This window comes from Massilia sp. YIM B02443 (assembly GCF_030411955.1).
Classification (GTDB): domain Bacteria; phylum Pseudomonadota; class Gammaproteobacteria; order Burkholderiales; family Burkholderiaceae_D; genus Telluria.
Genome location: NZ_JASNRA010000010.1, coordinates 1 through 18,568 on the forward strand (window position 1 = coordinate 1; position 18,568 = coordinate 18,568).

Genomic DNA, 18,568 nt, shown 5'->3' on the forward strand with positions numbered 1-18,568 from the left:
TGTGTCGGTGGTTCGATTCCGCCCCGGGCCACCAAGATTCAAGCGAAAACGCCGACCCATGCAGGTCGGCGTTTTTGTTTTCGAAGGTCAACGCCTGCGCCCCGTCCTCAATCCTTCCTCTCCCTGAATTCACCGTCGATCACCATGTGATCATCGCGTTGGGGAGCGGTACGCCCAGCGAACTTGAAGACAGACGAGCGCAGGCGATCGAACACGGTTCGCCTCAACCATGGGAAGGTGAGAAGAAACGCCGTAGCGAAACCGGTAAACGCTGCGGAAACAAGCTCGCCTTGCGTCACGAAGTGCAGCAAGCACAGTGCAAGCAAACCAATGATGAGCGGTCGCCGGACAGGTTTGGGCAAGAGCCCAACCATGCTCAGCTTGCCTTGGCTGACCCGGGGGAAGCGTGCCAGCAGCGCGCCCAGCAGCAGTCCCGCCAGGAAGCGGCCCGTGTCGAGGTAATCGGCCAACACCCCGACGACAAGGAAACCGGTATAGGTCATCGTCCCTGCCAGCGCGACCAGCAGGCACAAGACAACGGCGGCCGCCAGCTTTGGCGAACGTAGCACGGCAGTGATCAGAAAACGCAGGATTTGTGCACTCCAGAAATGGATATCGAAGACGAACGCAAATTCTAACAGCACTCTTGTATCGAGGATTCTTCATCCGCCCTGGATAAAACGGAGCGCGCATGACTGGCGCCACGCCCTCCCCGCTCCGCCCGCGCACGCCATATGCGGCGCAGTCTTACACGCGCCTGCCGGGTTGAAATTTACTGATAAATTACCAATATTTACACACTCAACCGTTCCCACCCGGCACTGACATGAGAACCTTTCACTGCGACAATTGCGCACAACAAATCTTCTTCGAAAACACCCTGTGCTTCAACTGCCAGAGCACGCTTGGCTACCAACCAGAGACGCGCAGCGTCAACGCCTTCGTGCAGACCGAATCAGGTCAATGGCGCAGTCTGCACCGCAACGACGAAGGCAAGCTGTACAAGCAGTGCGCAAATTATGTGCAGCACGATGTCTGCAACTGGATGCTGCCTGCGGACGATCCGCACGACCTGTGCGAATCGTGCCAGCTGACCGTCGTGATTCCCGCGCTGTCGTCGGAAAAGAACCGCATCCTGTGGTCGCGCCTGGAAGCCGCCAAGCGCCGCCTGCTGTTCTCGCTGGCGACGCTGAACCTGACCCCGGCGTCGAAGGAAGCGCAACCGGAAACCGGCCTGGCCTTCCAGTTCCTGGAAGACGGCGTCTCGGACCAGGCCGTGATGACCGGCCACGCCAATGGCGTGATCACGCTGAACATCGCCGAAGCCGACCCGGCCGAGCGTGAGCGTACGCGCGAACAGATGCACGAACGCTATCGCACGTTATTGGGACACTTCCGCCACGAGAGCGGACACTATTATTTCGACCGGCTGGTGGTCGGCAGCGCGTGGATCGACGAATACCGCGCCCTGTTCGGCGACGAGCGCCAGGATTACGGCGAGGCGCTGAAGCGCCACTACGCCAACGGCGCGCCGCAGGACTGGGCGGCGCGTTTCGTCAGCAGCTACGCCAGCTCGCACCCCTGGGAAGACTGGGCCGAGACCTGGGCCCACTACCTGCACATGCTCGACACGCTGGAGACGGCGCATTCGTGCGGGCTGCAGCTCAAGCCGCGCAAGGCCGACGAGCCGGTGCTGGACGACATCACCCTGCCGACCAGGAAGGATGCGTTCGACGACACCGTGCACGACTGGTTCGCGCTGACCTACGTGCTCAATAGCCTGAACCGCAGCATCGGGATGCCGGACTCGTATCCATTCACGCTCAGCACGCCGGTGCTGGATAAGCTGGGATTCGTGCACAAGGTGGTGCGTGCGCAGCTCAACAGAGCGCCAGACAAGGCCACGGCCTGAGCGGCACCATGTAAAGACGGCGCGCCATCGACTGGCGCGCTGCACGTTCAACGCGTCTGAGTTTGCGACTGCGTCTGCGTCCCCATCGTCTGCGTTTGCGACTGCGTCTGCAGCGGAACCTCATCTTCCAGCGGCGGCGCCACCGGAATCAAAAAGTCGCGCCCGATCCCATTGCCCAGCGCATCCACCGACGCCAGGAAGCGCGTCATGAACGCGTGCAGTCCTTCCTCCAGGATGCCCTCGATGGTCGCCCCCTGCAGCATCGCGTACAACTCTTCCGCCAGGCGCTCGGTGTCGCCGGACAGGTCGTTGCGCACGTCGCGCAGGTTGGCCACCACCCCGGCCATGCACGCCACCAGCGAGCGCGGCATCTTCTGGTGCAGGATCAGCAGCGCGGCCACGCGCGGCGGCGTGATCGCGTCGCGGTAGACCTTGCGGTAGGCCTCGAACGCCGACACCGAACGCAGCAGCGCCGCCAGGTAATAGAACTCGCCCTGGGCCCCGGCTTGCACCGTGTCGGCCGTATCGGAATCCAGGAAACGGAACTTGACGTCGAGGATGCGCGCCGTGTTGTCGGCCCGCTCCAGGAAAGTGCCGAGGCGGATGAAGTTCAGCGCCTCGTCCTGGAACATGGTGCCCAGCGTGACGCCGCGCGACATGTGCGAGCGGTACTTGACCCATTCCAGGAACTGGCTTGGGTTGGTTTCGTACAGCCGTGTCTTGAGGTGCTGCTGCAGCATCAGCCAGGTGGTGTTCTCGGTCTCCCACACCTCGGTCGACAGGCTGCCGCGCACGGCGCGCGCATTCTCGCGCGCGGCGCGCAGGCAGCTGACGATCGACGACAGGTTGTCCGGATCGCGCACCATGAAGTCGATCACGTTTTTCTGCGTCAGCGCGTCGTACTTGGCGTCGAACTGCTGCACCAGTTCCGATACGCCCAGCATGGTGCGCCAGCCCTGCTGCTCGGCCTGCGCCGATTGCGGCATCAGGGAATACTGGACCCGCACGTCGAGCATGCGGGCGGTGTTCTCGGCGCGCTCGGTATAGCGCGCCATCCAGAACAAGTGGTCTGCGGTACGGCTCAACATGCTAGTTCTCCAATATCCAGGTGTCCTTGGTGCCGCCGCCCTGCGACGAGTTGACCACCAGCGAGCCTTCCTGCAATGCCACCCGGGTCAGCCCGCCCGGCACCATCGTGACCGTCTTGCCCGACAGGACGAACGGGCGCAGGTCGATGTGGCGCGGCGCGATGCCGGCGTCCACGAAAGTCGGGCAGGCCGACAGCGCCAGCGTGGGCTGGGCGATGTAGCCGTCCGGATTCGCCAGCAGGCGCTGGCGGAAAGCTTCGACCTCGGCGCTCGTGGAAGCGGGCCCGACCAGCATGCCGTAGCCGCCGGCGCCGTGCACTTCCTTCACCACCAGCTCGGACAGGTTGGCCAGCGTATAGGCCAGGTCGTCTTTCTTGCGGCATTGGTAGGTCGGCACGTTGTTCAGGATCGGCTTTTCGCCCAGGTAGAACTCGATCATGTCCGGCACATACGGATAGATCGACTTGTCGTCGGCGACGCCGGTGCCGATGGTATTGGCCAGGCCGACCCGGCCCTTGCGCACCGCCTCCAGCAGGCCCGGCACGCCGAGCGTGGATTCGGGGCGGAACGCGCGCGGGTCGAGGTAGTCGTCGTCGATGCGGCGGTAGATGACGTCGACCCGCCGCGGCCCGCGCGTGGTGCGCATGTAGACGGTGTCGTCGGCCACGTACAGGTCTTGCCCCTGCACCAGCGCCACGCCCATCTGCTGGGCCAGGAAGGCGTGCTCGAAATAGGCCGAGTTGTACATGCCGGGGGTGAGCACGACCACGGTCGGCTCGCGGCCGGCCTCGGGCGCCACCGAGCGCAGGTTGTCGAGCAGCAGGTCGGGATAATGCTCGACCGGCGCCACCCGGTTGCTGGCGAACAGTTCCGGGAACAGCCGCATCATCATCTTGCGGTTTTCCAGCATGTACGAGACGCCCGACGGCACCCGCAGGTTGTCTTCCAGCACGTAGAACTCGCCTTCGCCGGCGCGCACGATGTCGACCCCGGCGATGTGGGCATAGATGTCGGACGGCACCTTGATGCCCTGCATGGCCGGCCGGTACTGGGCGTTGTTCAGGATCTGTTCGCTCGGGATGACACCGGCCTTCAGGATGGCCTGCTCGTGGTAGACGTCGTGCAGGAAGCGGTTGAGCGCGGTCACGCGCTGCTTCAGGCCGGCCTGCAGCTTGCTCCACTCGGCGGCATCGATCACGCGCGGGACGATGTCGAACGGGATCAGGCGCTCCTTGCCGGCGTTGTCGCCGTACACGGCAAAGGTGATGCCCACCCGCTGGAAGGTGAGTTCGGCTTCGGCCCGCTTCTGGTCGATCAGGCCGGGAGGCTGCTGGGCCAGCCAGCGGGCGAAGGCGTCGTAGTGCGGCCGCACGGCACCCCCGCTGGCATACATTTCGTTATAAAAGTTCGGCATCGGTTCCTCCTGCCATAAGTGCGATCAAGATGCGTGCCAGGTCCGCGCGCCTACACGAAGGCCCATTATATGGCGGGTACGAATGATGCCTAAATACTATTGAAATTATCATTGACCGGCCCGCCAGACGAGACGCCATTTGCGTTGGCCGCCGGTTTCCCCTATCGTTCCATTCCTGCCTATCAACTCGCCAGCCTCGATGCCCGACTCCCTGCTCGCTTCCTATCTCGCCGCACCGGAAGGCTACGATGAATTGCTGGACCCCGGCGGGGCGCCACGCGCGCACTGGCGCGCGCTGCTGGCCAGCCTGGAGCACGAAGCGCCCGCCATGATGCGCCAGCGCCTCGACATGGTGCGGCGCCAGGTGCGCGAAAACGGCGTCACCTATAACGTCCCGGCCGACGCCGACGGCAAGCGGCGCCCATGGGACCTGAACGTGCTGCCGCTGGTCCTGCCGCACGAGGAATGGAGCGGGATCGAGGCCGCGATCGTCCAGCGCGCCACCCTGCTCAACCGGATCCTGGGCGACCTCTACGGGGAGCAGGCGCTGCTGGCCGAAGGTTTGCTGCCGCCGGCGCTGGTGCACGGCCATGCCGGTTTCCTGCGCCCCTGCCACGGCATGCCGCACCTTGACGGCGTCGCCCTGCACTCCTATGCGGCCGACCTCGTGCGGGGCCCCGACGGGCGCTGGTGGGTGATGGCCGACCGTACCCAGGCCCCGTCCGGCGCCGGCTATGCGCTGGAAAACCGCGCCATCATCGCGCCCACCTTCCCCGACCTGCTGCGCCAGCTGAAGGTGCAGCCGCTGAGTCCCTTCTTCGCCACCATGCGCGACAGCATGGTGCACTGGGGCCGGCTGTGCGCGGCCGGCGGCGACGCGCCGGCGCCGCTGGCGGACGGCGAGATGCCGCTGGTCGTGCTGCTCACGCCCGGCGAGCGCACCGGCAGCCACTACGAACAGGCCTACCTGGCGCGCCACCTCGGCCTGCCGCTGGTCGAAGGCGGCGACCTGACCGTGCGCGACGGTGTGGTGTACCTCAAGACGCTGGCCGGCCTGCAGCGCGTGCACGTGATCATGCGCCGGGTCGACGACGACTGCTGCGACCCGCTGGAACTGGACGCATCGCTGCAGGGCGTGGCCGGGCTGACGCACGCCGCGCAGCGCGGCAATGTGCTGGTCGCCAACAGCCTCGGTTCCGGCCTGCTCGAGTCGGGCGTCCTGTTCGGCTACCTGCAGGCCTTGTGCCAGCGCCTGCTGGGCGAGCCTTTGAACATGCCGTCGGTCGCCACCTGGTGGTGCGGCGAGCCGGCCGCGCTGGACACCGTTGTCCGTGAACTCGACCGCATGGTGATCAAGCCCACGGCGCCGAAGACGGGGCAGGCCTCGGTGTTCGGCCGCCACCTCGACGCCGAAGCGCGCGCGGCCCTGGTCGCGGCTTTGCGCGCCAGGCCGAACGACTACCTGGCCCAGGAAGTGGTGCGGCGCTCGCTGGCGCCGGTGTGGCAGGACGGTCAGGGTGACGGCAATGCGCCGGGACTGCGCGCGCGCGCCATCGGCCTGCGGGTGTTCGCCTGCGCCACCCCGAACGGCTACGTGGTGATGCCGGGCGGCCTGACCCGGGTCGCGACCGGGCCCGATACGCGCGTGCTGTCGATGCAGATGGGCGGCGCCAGCAAGGACACCTGGGTCCAGGCGCGCGCCCGGCCCGCGCCGCACCGCCTGCAACGGCCCGCCATCGCGGCAGGAAACCTGGTGCGCGAAGACGCCAGCCTGTCGAGCCGGACCGCGGAAAACCTGCTGTGGTTCGGACGTCACTCGGAACGCTGCGAGAACATCGCGCGCCTGCTGCGGGTCGCGCTCGACATCCTGTTCAACGAGCGCTTCGACCAGCGCGGCGCGGAATGGCCGACCGTGGAAGCGCTGTGCATCTGGTGCGGCCTGCTCGACGCCGGCGCCAGGCCGGCCGCACAGGACCAGGCAGCCGCCATCTTCAGCGATGCCGAGATCGAGTCGGCCCTGCGGCTGGCGGTGGTCTCGCCCGCCGTTCCCGGGCTGGCGCGCCAGCAGCAGCAGCTGCACCGCACCGCCGACCACCTGCACGAACGCTTCTCGGTCGACCACTGGCGCGCGCTGAACCGGATGGCGCAGCCGGCCGCCGCGCCGGGCGAGCGGCCGTCGCCATCGGACGTGATGACCATCCTCGACGACGCCATCGCGGCCCTGATGACGGTGGGCGGGTTCGCGCTGGACGGCATGACGCGCGACCTCGGCTGGCATTTCATGTCGCTCGGGCGGCGCCTGGAACGGCTGCAATTCCAGAGCCTGGCGCTGCAGCGCGCGCTGGCCATGGGCCAGGACGGCGACCTCGACTGGCTGCTGGAACTGTCCGACAGCACTCTCACCTACCGCACCCGCTACCGCGCCCGGCCCGAATGGCTGCCGGTGCTCGACCTGCTGCTGCTCGACGACACCAATCCACGCTCGATCCTGTTCCAGATGAACGGGCTATTGAGCACGCTGAACAAGATCGCGCAAACCCAGGGCCCCTGCGGCGGCAAGTTGATCGCGCCGCTCCGGCACGAACTGGCCGCGCTCGATCCCGGCCGCGACCTGAGCCATGGCAACGCGCTGCTGAGCGACCTGTTGAACCGGATCGGACAGGCCAGCGCAACCGTGTCCGAGCAGGTCAGCGTGCAGTTCTTCAGCTATACCGACACCGGCCGCAACAAGGATCGCGCCGCATGAGCCCCACCAACGAGCAGGCTGCCATGGCCCCGCCCTGCGCGCGCTACCGCGTGCTGCACCAGACCCGCTACGACTACGCGAGCACGGTGACCCTGTCGCAGCAATACCTGCACCTGACGCCGCGTTCGTTCCGCCACCAGCAGACGGAATCGACCCTGATCCGGGTCGAGCCGGCCGCGGGCAGCAGCCATGACGGCGTCGATTTCTTCGGCAACCTGACGCGCCACGTGACGGTCACCGCGCCGCACGACAGCCTGCTGGTGCATGCCGAATCGGCGGTGGCGCTGCGCACGCGGCCCGGGCTGGGCGTGCTGGCGACGTCGCTGCCGTGGGAAAGCGTGCGCGACATGATGACCTGGGAACGAAGCACGGCGACGCTGGAAGCCTGCCGCTACCTGTACCCGTCGCCGCACGTCGATCCGTTCCCCGAGCTGGAAGCGTACGCCCGCACGAGCTTCACGCCCGGCCGCCCGCAACTGGAGGCGGCGCTGGACCTGACCCACCGCATCTTCGGCGACTTCGCCTTCGACGCCACGGCGACCGACATCGCGACTCCGCTGGAACAGGTGCTGCGCGGCCGGCGCGGCGTGTGCCAGGATTTCGCCCAGTTGATGATCGGCTGCCTGCGCAGCCTGGGCCTGCCGGCGCGCTACGTGAGCGGCTACATCCTGAACCACCCGCCCGAGGGCCAGCCGCGCCTGATCGGCGCCGACGCCTCGCATGCCTGGGTCTCGGTGTTTTGTCCGGCGCTGGGCTGGATCGACTTCGATCCCACCAACCGCTGCCTGGTCGGGCACGAACACATCACGCTGGGTTGGGGGCGCGACTTCAGCGACGTCACGCCGATGCGCGGCATCGTGCTGGGCGGCGGCAATCAAACGCTCGAGGTGCAGGTGACGGTGACGCCGCTGCCGCTGCCAGACCCGGCGTGACGCCGCGGCCGGGCAATCGGGCCATGCTATTCTTGCATCGCTACGATTACCAAGAGAGACCATGACCCGTTCCCTGCCCCTGCTCCTGTCCGCCCTGCTGTGCGCCGCCCTCCCCGCCATGGCCCAGGTCAAGACGCCCGCCACGCCGGAAAAGATGAACCAGTTGTATGCCGACTACTGGGAAGACTACCTGCGCGAGAATCCGATCGCCGCCACCTTCAACGGCGACGCGCGCTACAACGACCGCTTCGGCGTCACCTCGTCCGCCGAAGGCCGCGCGCAAAGCCGCGCGCTGGCCGAGAAATACCTCGCGCAGACCGCCAGATACGATCCGAGCCCGCTGCCGCCGGAAGACCGCATCAGCTATGACCTGCTGCGCTACCGCCTGCAGCAGGTCCTGGACGGTCTGCGCTTCCCATCGCATCTGGCGCCGGTGAACCAGTTCTCGGGCCTGCACCTGATGATGGCGCAGCTGGGTTCGGGCGCATCGACGCAGCCGTTCCAGACCGTGCAGGATTACGAGAACTGGCTCAAGCGCGCGGTCGGCTACGCGCCGGCGGTGGACAACCTGATCGCCGACATGCGCCTCGGGATCAAGCAGGGCGTGGTGATGCCGAAGGCGCTCATCAAGCGCGTGCTGCCGCAGCTGGAAAACGTCGGCAGCGACGACCTGGCCACCAGCACCTACATGGGGCCGACCAAAAAATTCCCGGCCTCGTTCAGCGCCACCGACAAGGCGCGCCTGACGGATGCCTACGGCAAGCTGGTGCGCGAGCAGCTGGCACCGGCCAACCGCAAGCTGCTGTCCTTCATGAAGGACACCTACCTGCCGGCCGGCCGCGACAGCGCCGGCATCGGGGCCCTGCCGGGCGGGAAGGACTGGTACGCCTTCCTGGCGCGCCAGTCGACCACCACCGACCTGACCCCGGCCCAGATCCACGACATCGGCCTTTCGGAAGTGGCGCGCATCCGCGCCCAGTTCGAAGAAGCCAAGGTGCGCGTCGGCTTCCAGGGCACGCTCAAGCAGTTCTTCGAGCACCTGAACACCTCGCCCGAACTGCGCTTCAAGTCGCGCGAAGAAATCCTGGCGGCCTACGAGGCGCTGCGTCCGCAGGTCGAATCCAAGGTCGGCCAGTTGTTCGCGCGCGTGCCGAAGGCGCCATTCGAGATTCGCCCCGTGGAGGCGTTCCGCGAAGTGAGCGCGGCGCCGGCCTCGTACCAGCGCGGCTCGGTCGACGGCAAGCGTCCCGGCATCTTCTACTTCAACGCCTACAAGCCGGAAACGCGCACCCGCTTCACCACCAACGCCTTCTTCCTGCACGAGGCGATTCCGGGCCACCACTTCGAGCGCAGTCTGGCGCAGGAAACCACAGGCCTGCCGGCCTTCCGCCGTCTCGGCGGCACCACCGCGTTCTCGGAGGGCTGGGGCCTGTACAGCGAAATGCTGGGCCAGGAAATCGGCATGTACGACGATCCGTGGCAGTGGGTGGGCCGCCTGACCGCGGAGATCTGGCGCGCCGTGCGCCTGGTGGTCGATACCGGCGTGCATGAGAAAGGCTGGACGCGCGAGCAGGCGATCGCCTACTTCCGCGACAACGTGCCGCAGGACGAGGTGACGGCGGTGCAGGAAGTCGAGCGCTACATCGCGATTCCGGGCCAGGCGCTGAGCTACAAGATCGGTGAGCTGAAGCTGCGCGAACTGCGCACCCGCGCCGAGAAGACGCTCGGCAAGGATTTTGATCTGCGCGCCTTCCACAACGAGGTGCTGTCGCATGGCGCGGTGCCGCTCGACGTGCTGGAAGCGGCGACGGATCGCTGGATCGCGGCGCAGAAGAAGAACTAAGCACAAGCAGCACGCAGAACGCCACCTTCGGGTGGCGTTTTTACATTATTCGCGCTGCGCCTGCGCCATCTCCAGCGCCGGCAAGGTCACGGTCAGGAACGACGACACCTGCCCGATCAGGTCCGCGGCCTGCTGGCGCACCTGCCCCATGTGCAATATCGACAGCTCGGCCTGGCGCACCGCCTGCTGGATCAGCGTGCGGCGCTGCGCCAGCGCGTCGAGCAAGGTGGCGTCCGGGGTGCCGCCGGCCAGGTGCGACACCACTGCCAGCACGGCGCCGTGCAGGGTCAGGTTGCGCGCCGATGCTTCCAGGTTGCGCACGGCGACCTCGCTGTCGGCCAGCAGCTGCAGCAGCTGCTCGCGCGCCGAGGTCAGCGCCGGCCGGTACATCGCCGGCGGCGTCGGACGGCGCAGCAGCTTGCCGAACATGCCGCTCGGCGCGCGCGTGCTCTCGAGCGCGTTCCCGAGCAGCGCCGGCACCGCCATCTGCGTGAACTTGAGCACCAGCTCGGTGATCGGCTGGAGCAAGGAAGCCTGCTCCATCAGCGGCGCTTCCGCCCATTGCGTGACGAGCGACAGCCTGACCGGCAGGATGCGCCGGAACAGCGTCGCCAGCCGCCCTTCCGACTGCGCGAACAAGGCCGGATACTCGGCCCGGGCCTGCGCCAGCGCGTCGCGCACCGCCGGATGGTCTTCGCTGTCGAACAACGCCCTGGCTGCGCTTTTCGCGGTGACGCCCGAGGATGCGGGCGTCGGAGGGAGATCGTCGAACGACAGCGCCTTGGGAGGACTGCTGCTCGCTGCCGGCGTTGGCGCTGCTGCGTCGCCGAAGTCGAACGCCTGCGGAACGACCGAACTACCGGCCGCACTGCCGACTGGATCTGCAGGCGCCTCGGGTTCTGCGCCGAAATCGAATGCCTTGGGCTTCTGGTGTGTCATCGGCTACTTCACTGCGCGACGCGCCGGCGCCCGCATGCAAGGGCAGGCTGCGGCGCGCACGCTCCTCAGACGGTTCCGCCGAGCTTGCGGATGAAGGTCGCCAGGTTCAGCTTGAAACCGGCGCCGACGGCGTGGAAACGCCATTCGCCATCGCGCCGGTACAGCGAGCCGAACTGCAGCGCGGTCTTGTCCGAATAGTCTTCGGTCAGGTTGTACTGGGCGATCTCCTCGCCCGTTTCGTCGTTGTAGATCTTGACGTAGGCGCCCGACACGCGGCCGAAGTTCTGCTTGCGCGCTTCGCCCTCGTGGATGGTGACCACGATCGGCATCTCCATCACGGCCGCATCGACGCGCGCCAGGTCGACGGTGATGACTTCGTCGTCGCCGGCCTTGTCGCCGGTGCGGTTGTCGCCCGAGTGCACCACGGCGCCGTCCGGCGAGGTGGTGTGGTTGTAGTAGACGAAGTGGGCGTTGCTGATCATGACCGGGTCGTCGTTGGCGTCCTTCCGGCACAGGAAGACCGACGAATCGAGGTCGAACGCCTGGCCCTCGGCCGCGTTGACCTTCCACCCGAGGCCGATGCGAACGCGCTTCAAGCCCGGTGCGGTTTTTTCGAGGTTGATGCGGTGGCCGGTTTCGAGCGTCGTCGACATGGGGTTCCTTTCTTGGTGATGATGAGTTGGTCGCTGCGGTGAGCAAGGGCCAGGGCCGCCATCGCGGCCCATGCGCTTACACGGCAGCCGGGGAGAAGCGGGCGATCAGCTCGCGCTCCAGCTCCTGCAGTTTCGGCAACTCGTCCCGGCGGCGCTGCTGGCCTTCGTTCGAGATCTGTTCGAGCTTGTCGAACGCCGTCACCAGCTGGGTCTGCACGTGCTGGGCCGTTTCCAGGCTGACCAGCGAACGCTGCTTGGCGCGCGCCACGGTCTCGGTATTTTCCAGCAGCATGTCGGCCTGGGCGCGGAAGGCGGCGTCGGTGGCGTCGTAGGCGGCGTTCGCCACCGCCGCGCTCTGCTTGGCTTCCAGCTGCAGCAGGTACAGCGAGAACACGTTGCGCCAGGCCGGGATCGAGACGTTGACGATGTCGGTGAAGGTGTCGGTCAGCGCGCGCGCATTGTCCTGCGACAGGCGGATCTGCGGCACCATCTGCGTGGCCATCAGCATGGCGCGGCGCAGGTCGTCGATGCGCTTTTCGAGCCGCTCCAGGCGGCGCTTGAGTTCGGTCGCCTGCTGGGCTTCGAAGGCGTTGCCTGGCGCCGCCTGTTGCGCCACCGCCTGGCGCAGCCGGCCGGCCCATTCCTCGCCCTTGCGCACGTCCGCGTCCAGGCCCTGGTAGTACATCTCCAGGCCCTTGTACATCTCGTCGAAGTCCTGGATGCGCGCGCGGTGCACGTTGGCGTGGCGCGTCATCTCGCCGACCAGGGTGTCCATGCGCGACTCGACCACCTGGTACTGCGACAGCATCTTTTCCTTGACCGAGCCGAACATATTGCTGACGCGCGACAGCAGCCCGCCGGAGCGCAGCTTGGCCGGGTCCAGGCCCTTGGAGGTGGCGATCAGTTCGTTCAGCTGGGTGCCGAACACGTCGGCGTCGGACGCGCGCACGGTGCCGAGCAGCTTGGCCGACACCTTGGCCACGCCGGCGCCGGTATTGCCGCCCAGGCCTTCGATCGCCTTGTCGTCGATGCCGGAGATGTCGACCCGGACCGGCGGCGGCGCGCTCGCTTCCGGACGCATGGCCGGCAGCGCGTCCGCTGCGCGGGCAGGATCGAGCAGCGGCGGGAAGGCCGGCGCAGAGGCAGGCGCGGGCGCAAGGGCAGGCGCAGGCGTCGCGGACGAAGCGGATGCGGCGTTCGCTTCCTCGTCGGAAGAGAAGAGCGGTTTCATGAAACTCCTTCAGGCAAGAAGTGGCAACATGACTAGCTTACCACTGGACAATCGCGCTGAGCGAGTTTGAGTATGATCCGCCCACACACCGGCAATTCGCGGACACGGAAAAATACGAGGGTTTTCCGGTTACGGTCTGAGCAGCACCAGCCCGACGTTCGAACTGGCCACGATCGCCCCGCTGTCGTTGATCGCCAGCGCATGATCGATCACCAGCCCGCGCGGCGCATCGCGCAGCAGCCGGTTCAGGTCGCGCATGCCGACGCCGGCGCTCCAGACGAAGGCGCGCATGGCGCCGTTCCTGTCTTCGGCAAAACCGACGATCTGCCCCCTGGCGTTGACGGCGCGCGCGGCCGAGGTGCGCCCGCCCAGCGTGCCCAGTTCGCGCATGCCGCCCGACCGCGTCCACGACATCGCGCGCTGGCGGCCGTCGGCATAAGCGATGCCGCCCGCGATGTGCAGGCCGGGCGTCATCGCGTTCACCCACGCGCTGGCGCCGCGGCCGATGCCGAGGTCGACCATGCCACCGGCACGCGTCCACAGGAACGGGCGGTGGCCGCCATCGTCCGCCACGGCGACCCGGTTGCCCGCCACCTCGCCCCCGGCGCCGACCGCCACCGGCGTCGACTCGACGCTGCCCAGCGTGTCGATGTCGACCATGCCGTGCGCGCGGCTCCAGACGAAGGCGCGGTGGTAGGGGTCGCCATACCGGTCCTCGAGCGTGACCCGGCCCGCGACCAGGCCGGCGTCGTTGAGCGCCATGCCGGAGGCAGGTTCCGGCAGGCCGGGTGCGATGCCCAGGTCTTCCATGCCGCCGGCGCGGCTCCAGCGGAACGGGCGCGCCGCATCGTTGAACGATCCGGTGACCACGCCGCGCCGGTTGATGGCCTGGGCATACGAGCGTCCCGCGCCCGGCTGGGCCTGCAGGTCGAGCATGCCGCCCGCCGCGCTCCAGACGAAGGCATGCTCGATGCCGTCGGCGCCGAGCGAGGTGCCGGCGATCTGGCCGGCGTCGTTCAGGTCATGCGCATAAACGTGCAGGCCGCCGAGCGAGCCGATATCGCGCACCGCGGCGCCGTCATAGAAGAATGCCGCCGTGCGCTGGCCGGTGACCATCGTGAAGGCAACCTGCCCGCTGGCGTTGATGGCCGGATAGGCGGCGATGGCGCCGGGAGCGAGCTGGATCACGCGATAGATCGGGGGCGGGCCGCCGTGCCGGCTATCCGCATCGACAGGGTGCACCACCTGCTGCGCCATTGCCGCCCCGGCCGCCCACAGCATCGTCATCAGCAACAGCAATCGCGCCAGCCACCATGTCGCGCTGCCGGCCGATACCTCGTCTCCTCGAACGAATCGCATGCATGTCTCCATAGAAAGTTGAATTCGTGGGCCGGTGACCGTTGGCGATCACGGGCAGCGGACTCCATCATGCACTGCGCATGGCGCGCACGGTAAAGCCCGGCCCTTCAATCGCGCGAGCGTTTGTGCTGGACTAATCGGTTTTTCAGGGGGTAAGTAACCTTAAGCACGTCCAGCGTTTGCAGAGCGCCCGAGTGCGCTACCATTGCTGAGCCGTTCATTTTCACGTGGGACTTTTTTGCCAGGACTACCCGTCCTGGATAACCTGACTCAGGAGTCGATCATGGAAAGACCTCAGCTGTCCTTGCCAACGATGAAAAGCGTCACCGCCGTTCTTCTTGCCGTGTGTTCCGCCGGGGCCGTTGCGGCAGAGTCCCAGCTGCTCGAAAACGCCATGTCCTGCAAGCTCAAGGACGGCGAACTGCCGGCGCTGATGCGCCAGCTCACGGCCCAGCAAGCGGCCTTTGCAAAGCCGTCCCAGCAATACGGCGCGCCGTCGGCCGATGTCTATCAACTGCCCAAGCCGGTGACCGCCTTCGGCTACGCATCGTCGGAAGTCGTCGTCACGCCGGGCCGGATCCTGCTGGCGGTGCCGGGTGAAGCGATGGCCAAGGCGGTCGGCAAGCTCAAGCTGAAGGAAGAGGAATACTCACCCGCCCGGCGCGAAGTGCGCCCGACGGTGAACGTGGTCGCTTTCCAGCTGTCGCACAAGGCGCTGGAAAACAAGCTGCTGGTGGGCTGCGAGTACCAGCATGCCGATGCGGCCCGCTGGGTTCGCTCATGAACGCCGGCAACGGTCACGGCTGATGCCTGGGTAGAATACCGGCAGGCACAACGCAGGGTTACCGCTGGCCGGCGGTAGCCCTTTTCATGCACATCCGCAGCACTCGAATAAAGAACAAACCATGCGCATTTCCGCCACCTGGCGCCGCACCGGCGTAGTCCTGTTCGCCGCCCTGGCGCTGGGCTGCACGACCTCTCCTGCTCCGGATTCGACGCCATCGAGCGCCACCCGGATCCTTTTCGTCGGCAACAGCTTCATCTTCGGCAGCCCGGCCGGCGCCGCGCCGCTGGTGCAGTCGTACCGGCCAGCTACCGTCACCGACCTGAACGGCACCAACATCGGCGGCGTGCCGGCGCTGTTCAAGGCGATGACGGTGCAGGCCGGCCTGAACTACGAGGTGAGCCTGGAAACGATGGGCGGCGCCGGTCTGGATGCGCACTACGACAAGAAACTGGATGTGATCGCCAAGCCGTTCGACGTGGTCCTGCTGCAAAGCTACAGCACGCTCGACGCCGCCAAGCCGGGCGACCCGGGCCTGCTGGTCAAGTACACGGGCCTCCTTGCACAGGAATTGCGCGCCAAAAATCCGAAGGTCGACATCCGCCTGGTCTCGACCTGGTCGCGCGCCGACCTGACCTACAAGAACGCCAGCCCCTGGCTTGGCGCGCCGATCGACAGGATGGCGCTCGACCTGCGCCGCGGCTACGACGCCGCAGCTGCCGCGCATGGCATCGACAGCGGCAGCGTGATCCCGGTCGGCCAGGCCTGGAACCGCGCCATCGCCGCCGGCGTGGCCGACGCCAATCCCTACGACGGCATCGCCGACGGCAAGATCAACCTGTGGGCGCCCGACGCCTACCACGGCAGCGCGCACGGCTACTACCTGGAAGCGCTGACCATCTTCGGCAACGTCACCGGGCGCGATCCGCGCACGCTCGGCGCCGCCGAACCGGTGGCGCGCGAACTCGGGATCGACGCCGTCACCGCCAGCGCATTGCAGCGCTTGGCGGCGGAGCAGCTGGCGCAGAAACAGTAAGGCGGCCGGATCAGCTCACATGGCCGCCATCGCGCGCGCCGAACCCCGAGCCCATTCCGATGCCCATGCCCATGCCGCCACCGCTATCGGCGCCGCCATTGCCGCCCTTGTTGCCACCGCCCCCGCCATCGCCCTTGCCGCGTCCGGCGCCACCCTGGGTGCGCGTCGGTCCCTGTGCCGGAATCACGACGTCGCCCGGCATCGGATCGAGGTCTAGCGCGCTGCGGATGAAGCCGCGCAGGCTGACCACCAGCTCCGCGGTGTGGATCGGCCGTCCGGCCGCCAGGTCGGCCGCCGCCTGCCCCGCCAGCCGGCAATGCTCTTCGGTGCCGAGCAGCAGGATGTCCGCCAACGCGCCTTCGACCGCGTCGCGGATGCGGCGCGAACGGTCGGTGCTGGCTAGAGCATCGTCCGGCGCCAGATCGTCCGGCTGCGGCCGGTCGCGCAGGTCGCGCAGGTGGGTCGGATCGACCGTCAGGCGACCGGTGAACGAGCCGCCCAGCGTGCGGTAGGCGGCAATCAGCGTCTTGAGCCGCTCGTTGATCTGGCGGTTCATGCGCTCGCGCCGCTGCTGGATGGTCTGCATCATGAGCATGCGGATACCCACGCCGAGCAAGGTAAACACGGCAAGCCCGATCAGCGTCGTCATCGCGCCTTGCCACGAACTGAAATCCATATAACGCATCCTTGCCTCGACAACGGTTTCGATGGGTCGAGTGTACCTGTCCGTGCCTTGCGGCCACGACACGGCTGGCAAGGCCGGGCGCTACAATCATCGCCATGAAAATGCGCAAGAAGTCCGACCTGCCGACAAAGATCTGCGCCCACTGCGCTCTGCCGTTCAGCTGGCGCAAAAAGTGGGAGCGCGACTGGGACCAGGTCAAATATTGCTCGGAACGCTGCCGCCGCTCGGCCAAGCCGCCTCCTCGGGAGTAAGGCTGGCGCCATTGCCTGTGCGCCCACATCCTGCTACAGCCTCAACCGATTGTCTCTACAATAAATCACACAGCGGTTTCGTATTTCGCTGTGCAAAACTACAATCTTGGAGACTTCAATGAGACAAGCACCCGTCCGCCGCATCCTTCCGTCCCTGCTTGCCCTGCTCGTCCTGTCCGCCTGTGGCGACAGTGACGGCCCCGCCCCCGCCCCACCACCGGTGCAGGACGTGCCGCCGGTCGCCACCGGCCCCGAAGCGCAGCGCCCGCAAGACACGCGCAGCTACGCCGTGGTCGAAGCCAGCCTGCCGTTCGCCGCCCTGTCCGGCGCCCCGGACAGCGACCGCTGGTGGGGCGTGCTGGGCAAGGCCGGCTATCAGGTCGAGGTGCCGAAGAACTGGAACGGGATGCTGGTGATGTATGCACATGGCTACAACGGCACCGGGCCAAATTTGTCGGTGTCGCCGCCTGCGATCCGCCGCCACCTGCTGAGCCAGGGCTATGCCTGGGCGGCGTCGAGCTACAGCACCAACTACTACGACGTGCGCGCCGGGGTCGAAGACACCAACGCGCTGGCGCTGGCCTTTTCCGACATCGCGCGCCGCAACGGGCGCACGCTGGCCGCGCCATCCAAGACCTACATCATCGGCACCTCGATGGGCGGCCACGTCACCGCCGCCGCCGTCGACGAGGAAAACACCGCCACCGCCAACAACAAGATCCGCTATGCCGGCGCGGTGCCGATGTGCGGGGTGCTGGGCGACACCGAGCTGTACGATTATTTCGCCGCCTACCAGGCCGCCGCGATGCAGGAAGCCGGCACCCCGGCCACAAGCTGGCCGGTGCGGGACTGGGCCACGCTCGGGCCCCAGGTGCAGGCGAAACTGTTCTCCAGCTTCCCCGGCGGCGCCACGCCGGGCGCGCAGACGGTGCCGACCGAACAGGGCATGCGCCTGAAACGCATCGTGGAAAATCTCAGCGGCGGCCCGCGTCCGCTGTGGGACTACGCCTATGCCGGCCCGATGCAGGCCACGGTCTGGGGCACCTTCGGGCGCGACGGCAAGATGCTGGGCATCCTTAACGAGGACGTGGTCAGTACCACCAGTATCGTCTACCAGCTGGACGCCACCCCCGCACTGAGCAATGAAGAGATCGCCTACAACAGCGCGATCTACCGCGTGCAGGCCACGCCGGACGCGAACCGCCTGCGCCGCGACGGCCTGCGCTGGGTGCCGAAAACGAATGCCCAGATCAAGGTACCGGTGGTGACCATCCACACCCTTGGCGACCTGTACGTGCCGTTCAAGATGGAGCAGATCTACAAGCGCCGCGCGGATGCTCTCGGCACTTCCAATCTCTTGGTGCAGCGCGCGATCCGCGGCATCGCCCACTGCGACTTCACGATCGCCGAGCAGGTGTCGGCGTTCGAGGCGATGATCAAATGGGAGCAGCAAGGAATTAAGCCGGAAGGCGACGACGTGCTCACGCCGGCGGTGGTGGCCGATCCGCAGTACGGCTGCAGATTCACCGACAACACGCCGTCACCGGACGACAGCGCAGCGCTGCTGGCAACTCGCGCCACGCTGCCGCAATGCACGCGTCCGTGAGCAGTGGAAACGCCGGGTTGGCGGCCAGTTGAAGCCGGCCCGCACGCGCGAGCGTCGGTGCGCCGGGGTTCGTGAACCGGGGCTATACT

16 protein-coding genes are annotated in these 18,568 nt (G+C 67.0%); 8 read left to right on the plus strand and 8 right to left on the minus strand.

Features of this window, described 5'->3' with window-relative positions; translation table 11 throughout:
- Positions 1-107: 107 nt before the first annotated feature.
- A complete protein-coding gene (locus tag QPK27_RS11955) occupies positions 108-644 on the minus strand; it encodes a hypothetical protein (protein WP_290418466.1) in 537 nt (178 codons plus the stop codon).
- Between the two features lie 182 nt (positions 645-826).
- Here QPK27_RS11955 and QPK27_RS11960 point away from each other — a divergent pair, with 182 nt between their 5' ends.
- Positions 827-1,912 (plus strand): putative zinc-binding metallopeptidase, encoded by a 1,086-nt coding sequence (locus tag QPK27_RS11960; RefSeq protein WP_290418467.1) that lies wholly within the window; start codon positions 827-829, stop codon positions 1,910-1,912.
- A 47-nt stretch (positions 1,913-1,959) separates the two neighbouring features.
- On the opposite strand, the gene QPK27_RS11965 is transcribed toward QPK27_RS11960, so the two are convergent.
- Together QPK27_RS11965 and QPK27_RS11970 are read right to left on the minus strand one after the other, a co-directional pair.
- On the minus strand, positions 1,960-3,000 hold the full coding sequence (locus tag QPK27_RS11965) for an alpha-E domain-containing protein (RefSeq protein WP_290418468.1): 1,041 nt from the start codon (positions 2,998-3,000) through the stop codon (positions 1,960-1,962).
- Position 3,001: 1 nt separating this feature from the next.
- Entirely contained in the window at positions 3,002-4,414 is a 1,413-nt protein-coding gene (locus QPK27_RS11970; RefSeq protein WP_290418469.1) for a circularly permuted type 2 ATP-grasp protein, read from the minus strand.
- A 199-nt stretch (positions 4,415-4,613) separates the two neighbouring features.
- Between QPK27_RS11970 and QPK27_RS11975 the strand changes: the two genes are divergently transcribed.
- The 3 genes from QPK27_RS11975 to QPK27_RS11985 all read left to right on the plus strand — a co-directional run bounded on the left by QPK27_RS11975 (position 4,614) and on the right by QPK27_RS11985 (position 9,935).
- Complete coding sequence (locus QPK27_RS11975; RefSeq protein WP_290418470.1) at positions 4,614-7,160, plus strand: circularly permuted type 2 ATP-grasp protein; 2,547 nt, start codon at positions 4,614-4,616, stop codon at positions 7,158-7,160.
- A complete protein-coding gene (locus tag QPK27_RS11980; RefSeq protein ID WP_290418471.1) occupies positions 7,157-8,092 on the plus strand; it encodes a transglutaminase family protein in 936 nt (311 codons plus the stop codon). Before QPK27_RS11975 ends, QPK27_RS11980 begins: the two co-directional genes overlap by 4 nt.
- A 61-nt stretch (positions 8,093-8,153) precedes the next feature.
- Positions 8,154-9,935, plus strand: coding sequence for a DUF885 family protein (locus QPK27_RS11985; RefSeq protein WP_290418472.1), 1,782 nt, complete (start codon positions 8,154-8,156; stop codon positions 9,933-9,935).
- A 45-nt stretch (positions 9,936-9,980) separates the two neighbouring features.
- On the opposite strand, the gene QPK27_RS11990 is transcribed toward QPK27_RS11985, so the two are convergent.
- From QPK27_RS11990 to QPK27_RS12005, 4 genes are all read right to left on the minus strand, one after another.
- On the minus strand, positions 9,981-10,874 hold the full coding sequence (locus QPK27_RS11990; RefSeq protein WP_290418473.1) for a hypothetical protein: 894 nt from the start codon (positions 10,872-10,874) through the stop codon (positions 9,981-9,983).
- Between the two features lie 65 nt (positions 10,875-10,939).
- Entirely contained in the window at positions 10,940-11,527 is a 588-nt protein-coding gene (locus tag QPK27_RS11995; RefSeq protein ID WP_290418474.1) for a TerD family protein, read from the minus strand.
- A 76-nt stretch (positions 11,528-11,603) separates the two neighbouring features.
- Entirely contained in the window at positions 11,604-12,758 is a 1,155-nt protein-coding gene (locus QPK27_RS12000; RefSeq protein ID WP_290418475.1) for a toxic anion resistance protein, read from the minus strand.
- Positions 12,759-12,887: 129 nt separating this feature from the next.
- The gene (locus QPK27_RS12005) at positions 12,888-14,117 is read right to left on the minus strand and encodes a hypothetical protein (protein ID WP_290418476.1); all 1,230 of its coding nucleotides are present in this window, start codon (positions 14,115-14,117) and stop codon (positions 12,888-12,890) included.
- A gap of 394 nt (positions 14,118-14,511) precedes the next feature.
- On the opposite strand from QPK27_RS12005, the gene QPK27_RS12010 reads away from it, so the two are divergent.
- A complete protein-coding gene (locus QPK27_RS12010; protein WP_290418477.1) occupies positions 14,512-14,901 on the plus strand; it encodes a hypothetical protein in 390 nt (129 codons plus the stop codon).
- Between the two features lie 121 nt (positions 14,902-15,022).
- On the plus strand, positions 15,023-15,937 hold the full coding sequence (locus QPK27_RS12015) for a PEP-CTERM sorting domain-containing protein (RefSeq protein WP_290418478.1): 915 nt from the start codon (positions 15,023-15,025) through the stop codon (positions 15,935-15,937).
- A 10-nt stretch (positions 15,938-15,947) separates the two neighbouring features.
- On the opposite strand, the gene QPK27_RS12020 is transcribed toward QPK27_RS12015, so the two are convergent.
- On the minus strand, positions 15,948-16,622 hold the full coding sequence (locus tag QPK27_RS12020; RefSeq protein WP_290418479.1) for a hypothetical protein: 675 nt from the start codon (positions 16,620-16,622) through the stop codon (positions 15,948-15,950).
- Positions 16,623-16,723: 101 nt separating this feature from the next.
- On the opposite strand from QPK27_RS12020, the gene QPK27_RS12025 reads away from it, so the two are divergent.
- Both QPK27_RS12025 and QPK27_RS12030 read left to right on the plus strand, forming a co-directional pair.
- Positions 16,724-16,873 carry a DUF2256 domain-containing protein gene (locus QPK27_RS12025; protein ID WP_374047058.1) on the plus strand — a complete coding sequence of 50 codons (150 nt, stop codon included), beginning with the start codon at positions 16,724-16,726 and terminating at the stop codon, positions 16,871-16,873.
- Positions 16,874-16,991: 118 nt separating this feature from the next.
- Positions 16,992-18,479, plus strand: a complete 1,488-nt coding sequence (locus tag QPK27_RS12030; protein WP_290418481.1) for an alpha/beta hydrolase — start codon at positions 16,992-16,994, stop codon at positions 18,477-18,479.
- Positions 18,480-18,568 lie beyond the last annotated feature (89 nt).

Coding starts and splice junctions, on each gene's coding strand:
- QPK27_RS11960 (WP_290418467.1), top strand. CDS start 827: ATGAGAACCTTTCACTGCGACAATTGCGCACAACAAATCTTCTTCGAA.
- QPK27_RS11965 (WP_290418468.1), bottom strand. CDS start 3,000: ATGTTGAGCCGTACCGCAGACCACTTGTTCTGGATGGCGCGCTATACC.
- QPK27_RS11970 (WP_290418469.1), bottom strand. CDS start 4,414: ATGCCGAACTTTTATAACGAAATGTATGCCAGCGGGGGTGCCGTGCGG.
- QPK27_RS11975 (WP_290418470.1), top strand. CDS start 4,614: ATGCCCGACTCCCTGCTCGCTTCCTATCTCGCCGCACCGGAAGGCTAC.
- QPK27_RS11980 (WP_290418471.1), top strand. CDS start 7,157: ATGAGCCCCACCAACGAGCAGGCTGCCATGGCCCCGCCCTGCGCGCGC.
- QPK27_RS11985 (WP_290418472.1), top strand. CDS start 8,154: ATGACCCGTTCCCTGCCCCTGCTCCTGTCCGCCCTGCTGTGCGCCGCC.
- QPK27_RS11990 (WP_290418473.1), bottom strand. CDS start 10,874: ATGACACACCAGAAGCCCAAGGCATTCGATTTCGGCGCAGAACCCGAG.
- QPK27_RS11995 (WP_290418474.1), bottom strand. CDS start 11,527: ATGTCGACGACGCTCGAAACCGGCCACCGCATCAACCTCGAAAAAACC.
- QPK27_RS12000 (WP_290418475.1), bottom strand. CDS start 12,758: ATGAAACCGCTCTTCTCTTCCGACGAGGAAGCGAACGCCGCATCCGCT.
- QPK27_RS12005 (WP_290418476.1), bottom strand. CDS start 14,117: ATGCGATTCGTTCGAGGAGACGAGGTATCGGCCGGCAGCGCGACATGG.
- QPK27_RS12010 (WP_290418477.1), top strand. CDS start 14,512: ATGTCCTGCAAGCTCAAGGACGGCGAACTGCCGGCGCTGATGCGCCAG.
- QPK27_RS12015 (WP_290418478.1), top strand. CDS start 15,023: ATGCGCATTTCCGCCACCTGGCGCCGCACCGGCGTAGTCCTGTTCGCC.
- QPK27_RS12020 (WP_290418479.1), bottom strand. CDS start 16,622: ATGCGTTATATGGATTTCAGTTCGTGGCAAGGCGCGATGACGACGCTG.
- QPK27_RS12025 (WP_374047058.1), top strand. CDS start 16,724: ATGCGCAAGAAGTCCGACCTGCCGACAAAGATCTGCGCCCACTGCGCT.
- QPK27_RS12030 (WP_290418481.1), top strand. CDS start 16,992: ATGAGACAAGCACCCGTCCGCCGCATCCTTCCGTCCCTGCTTGCCCTG.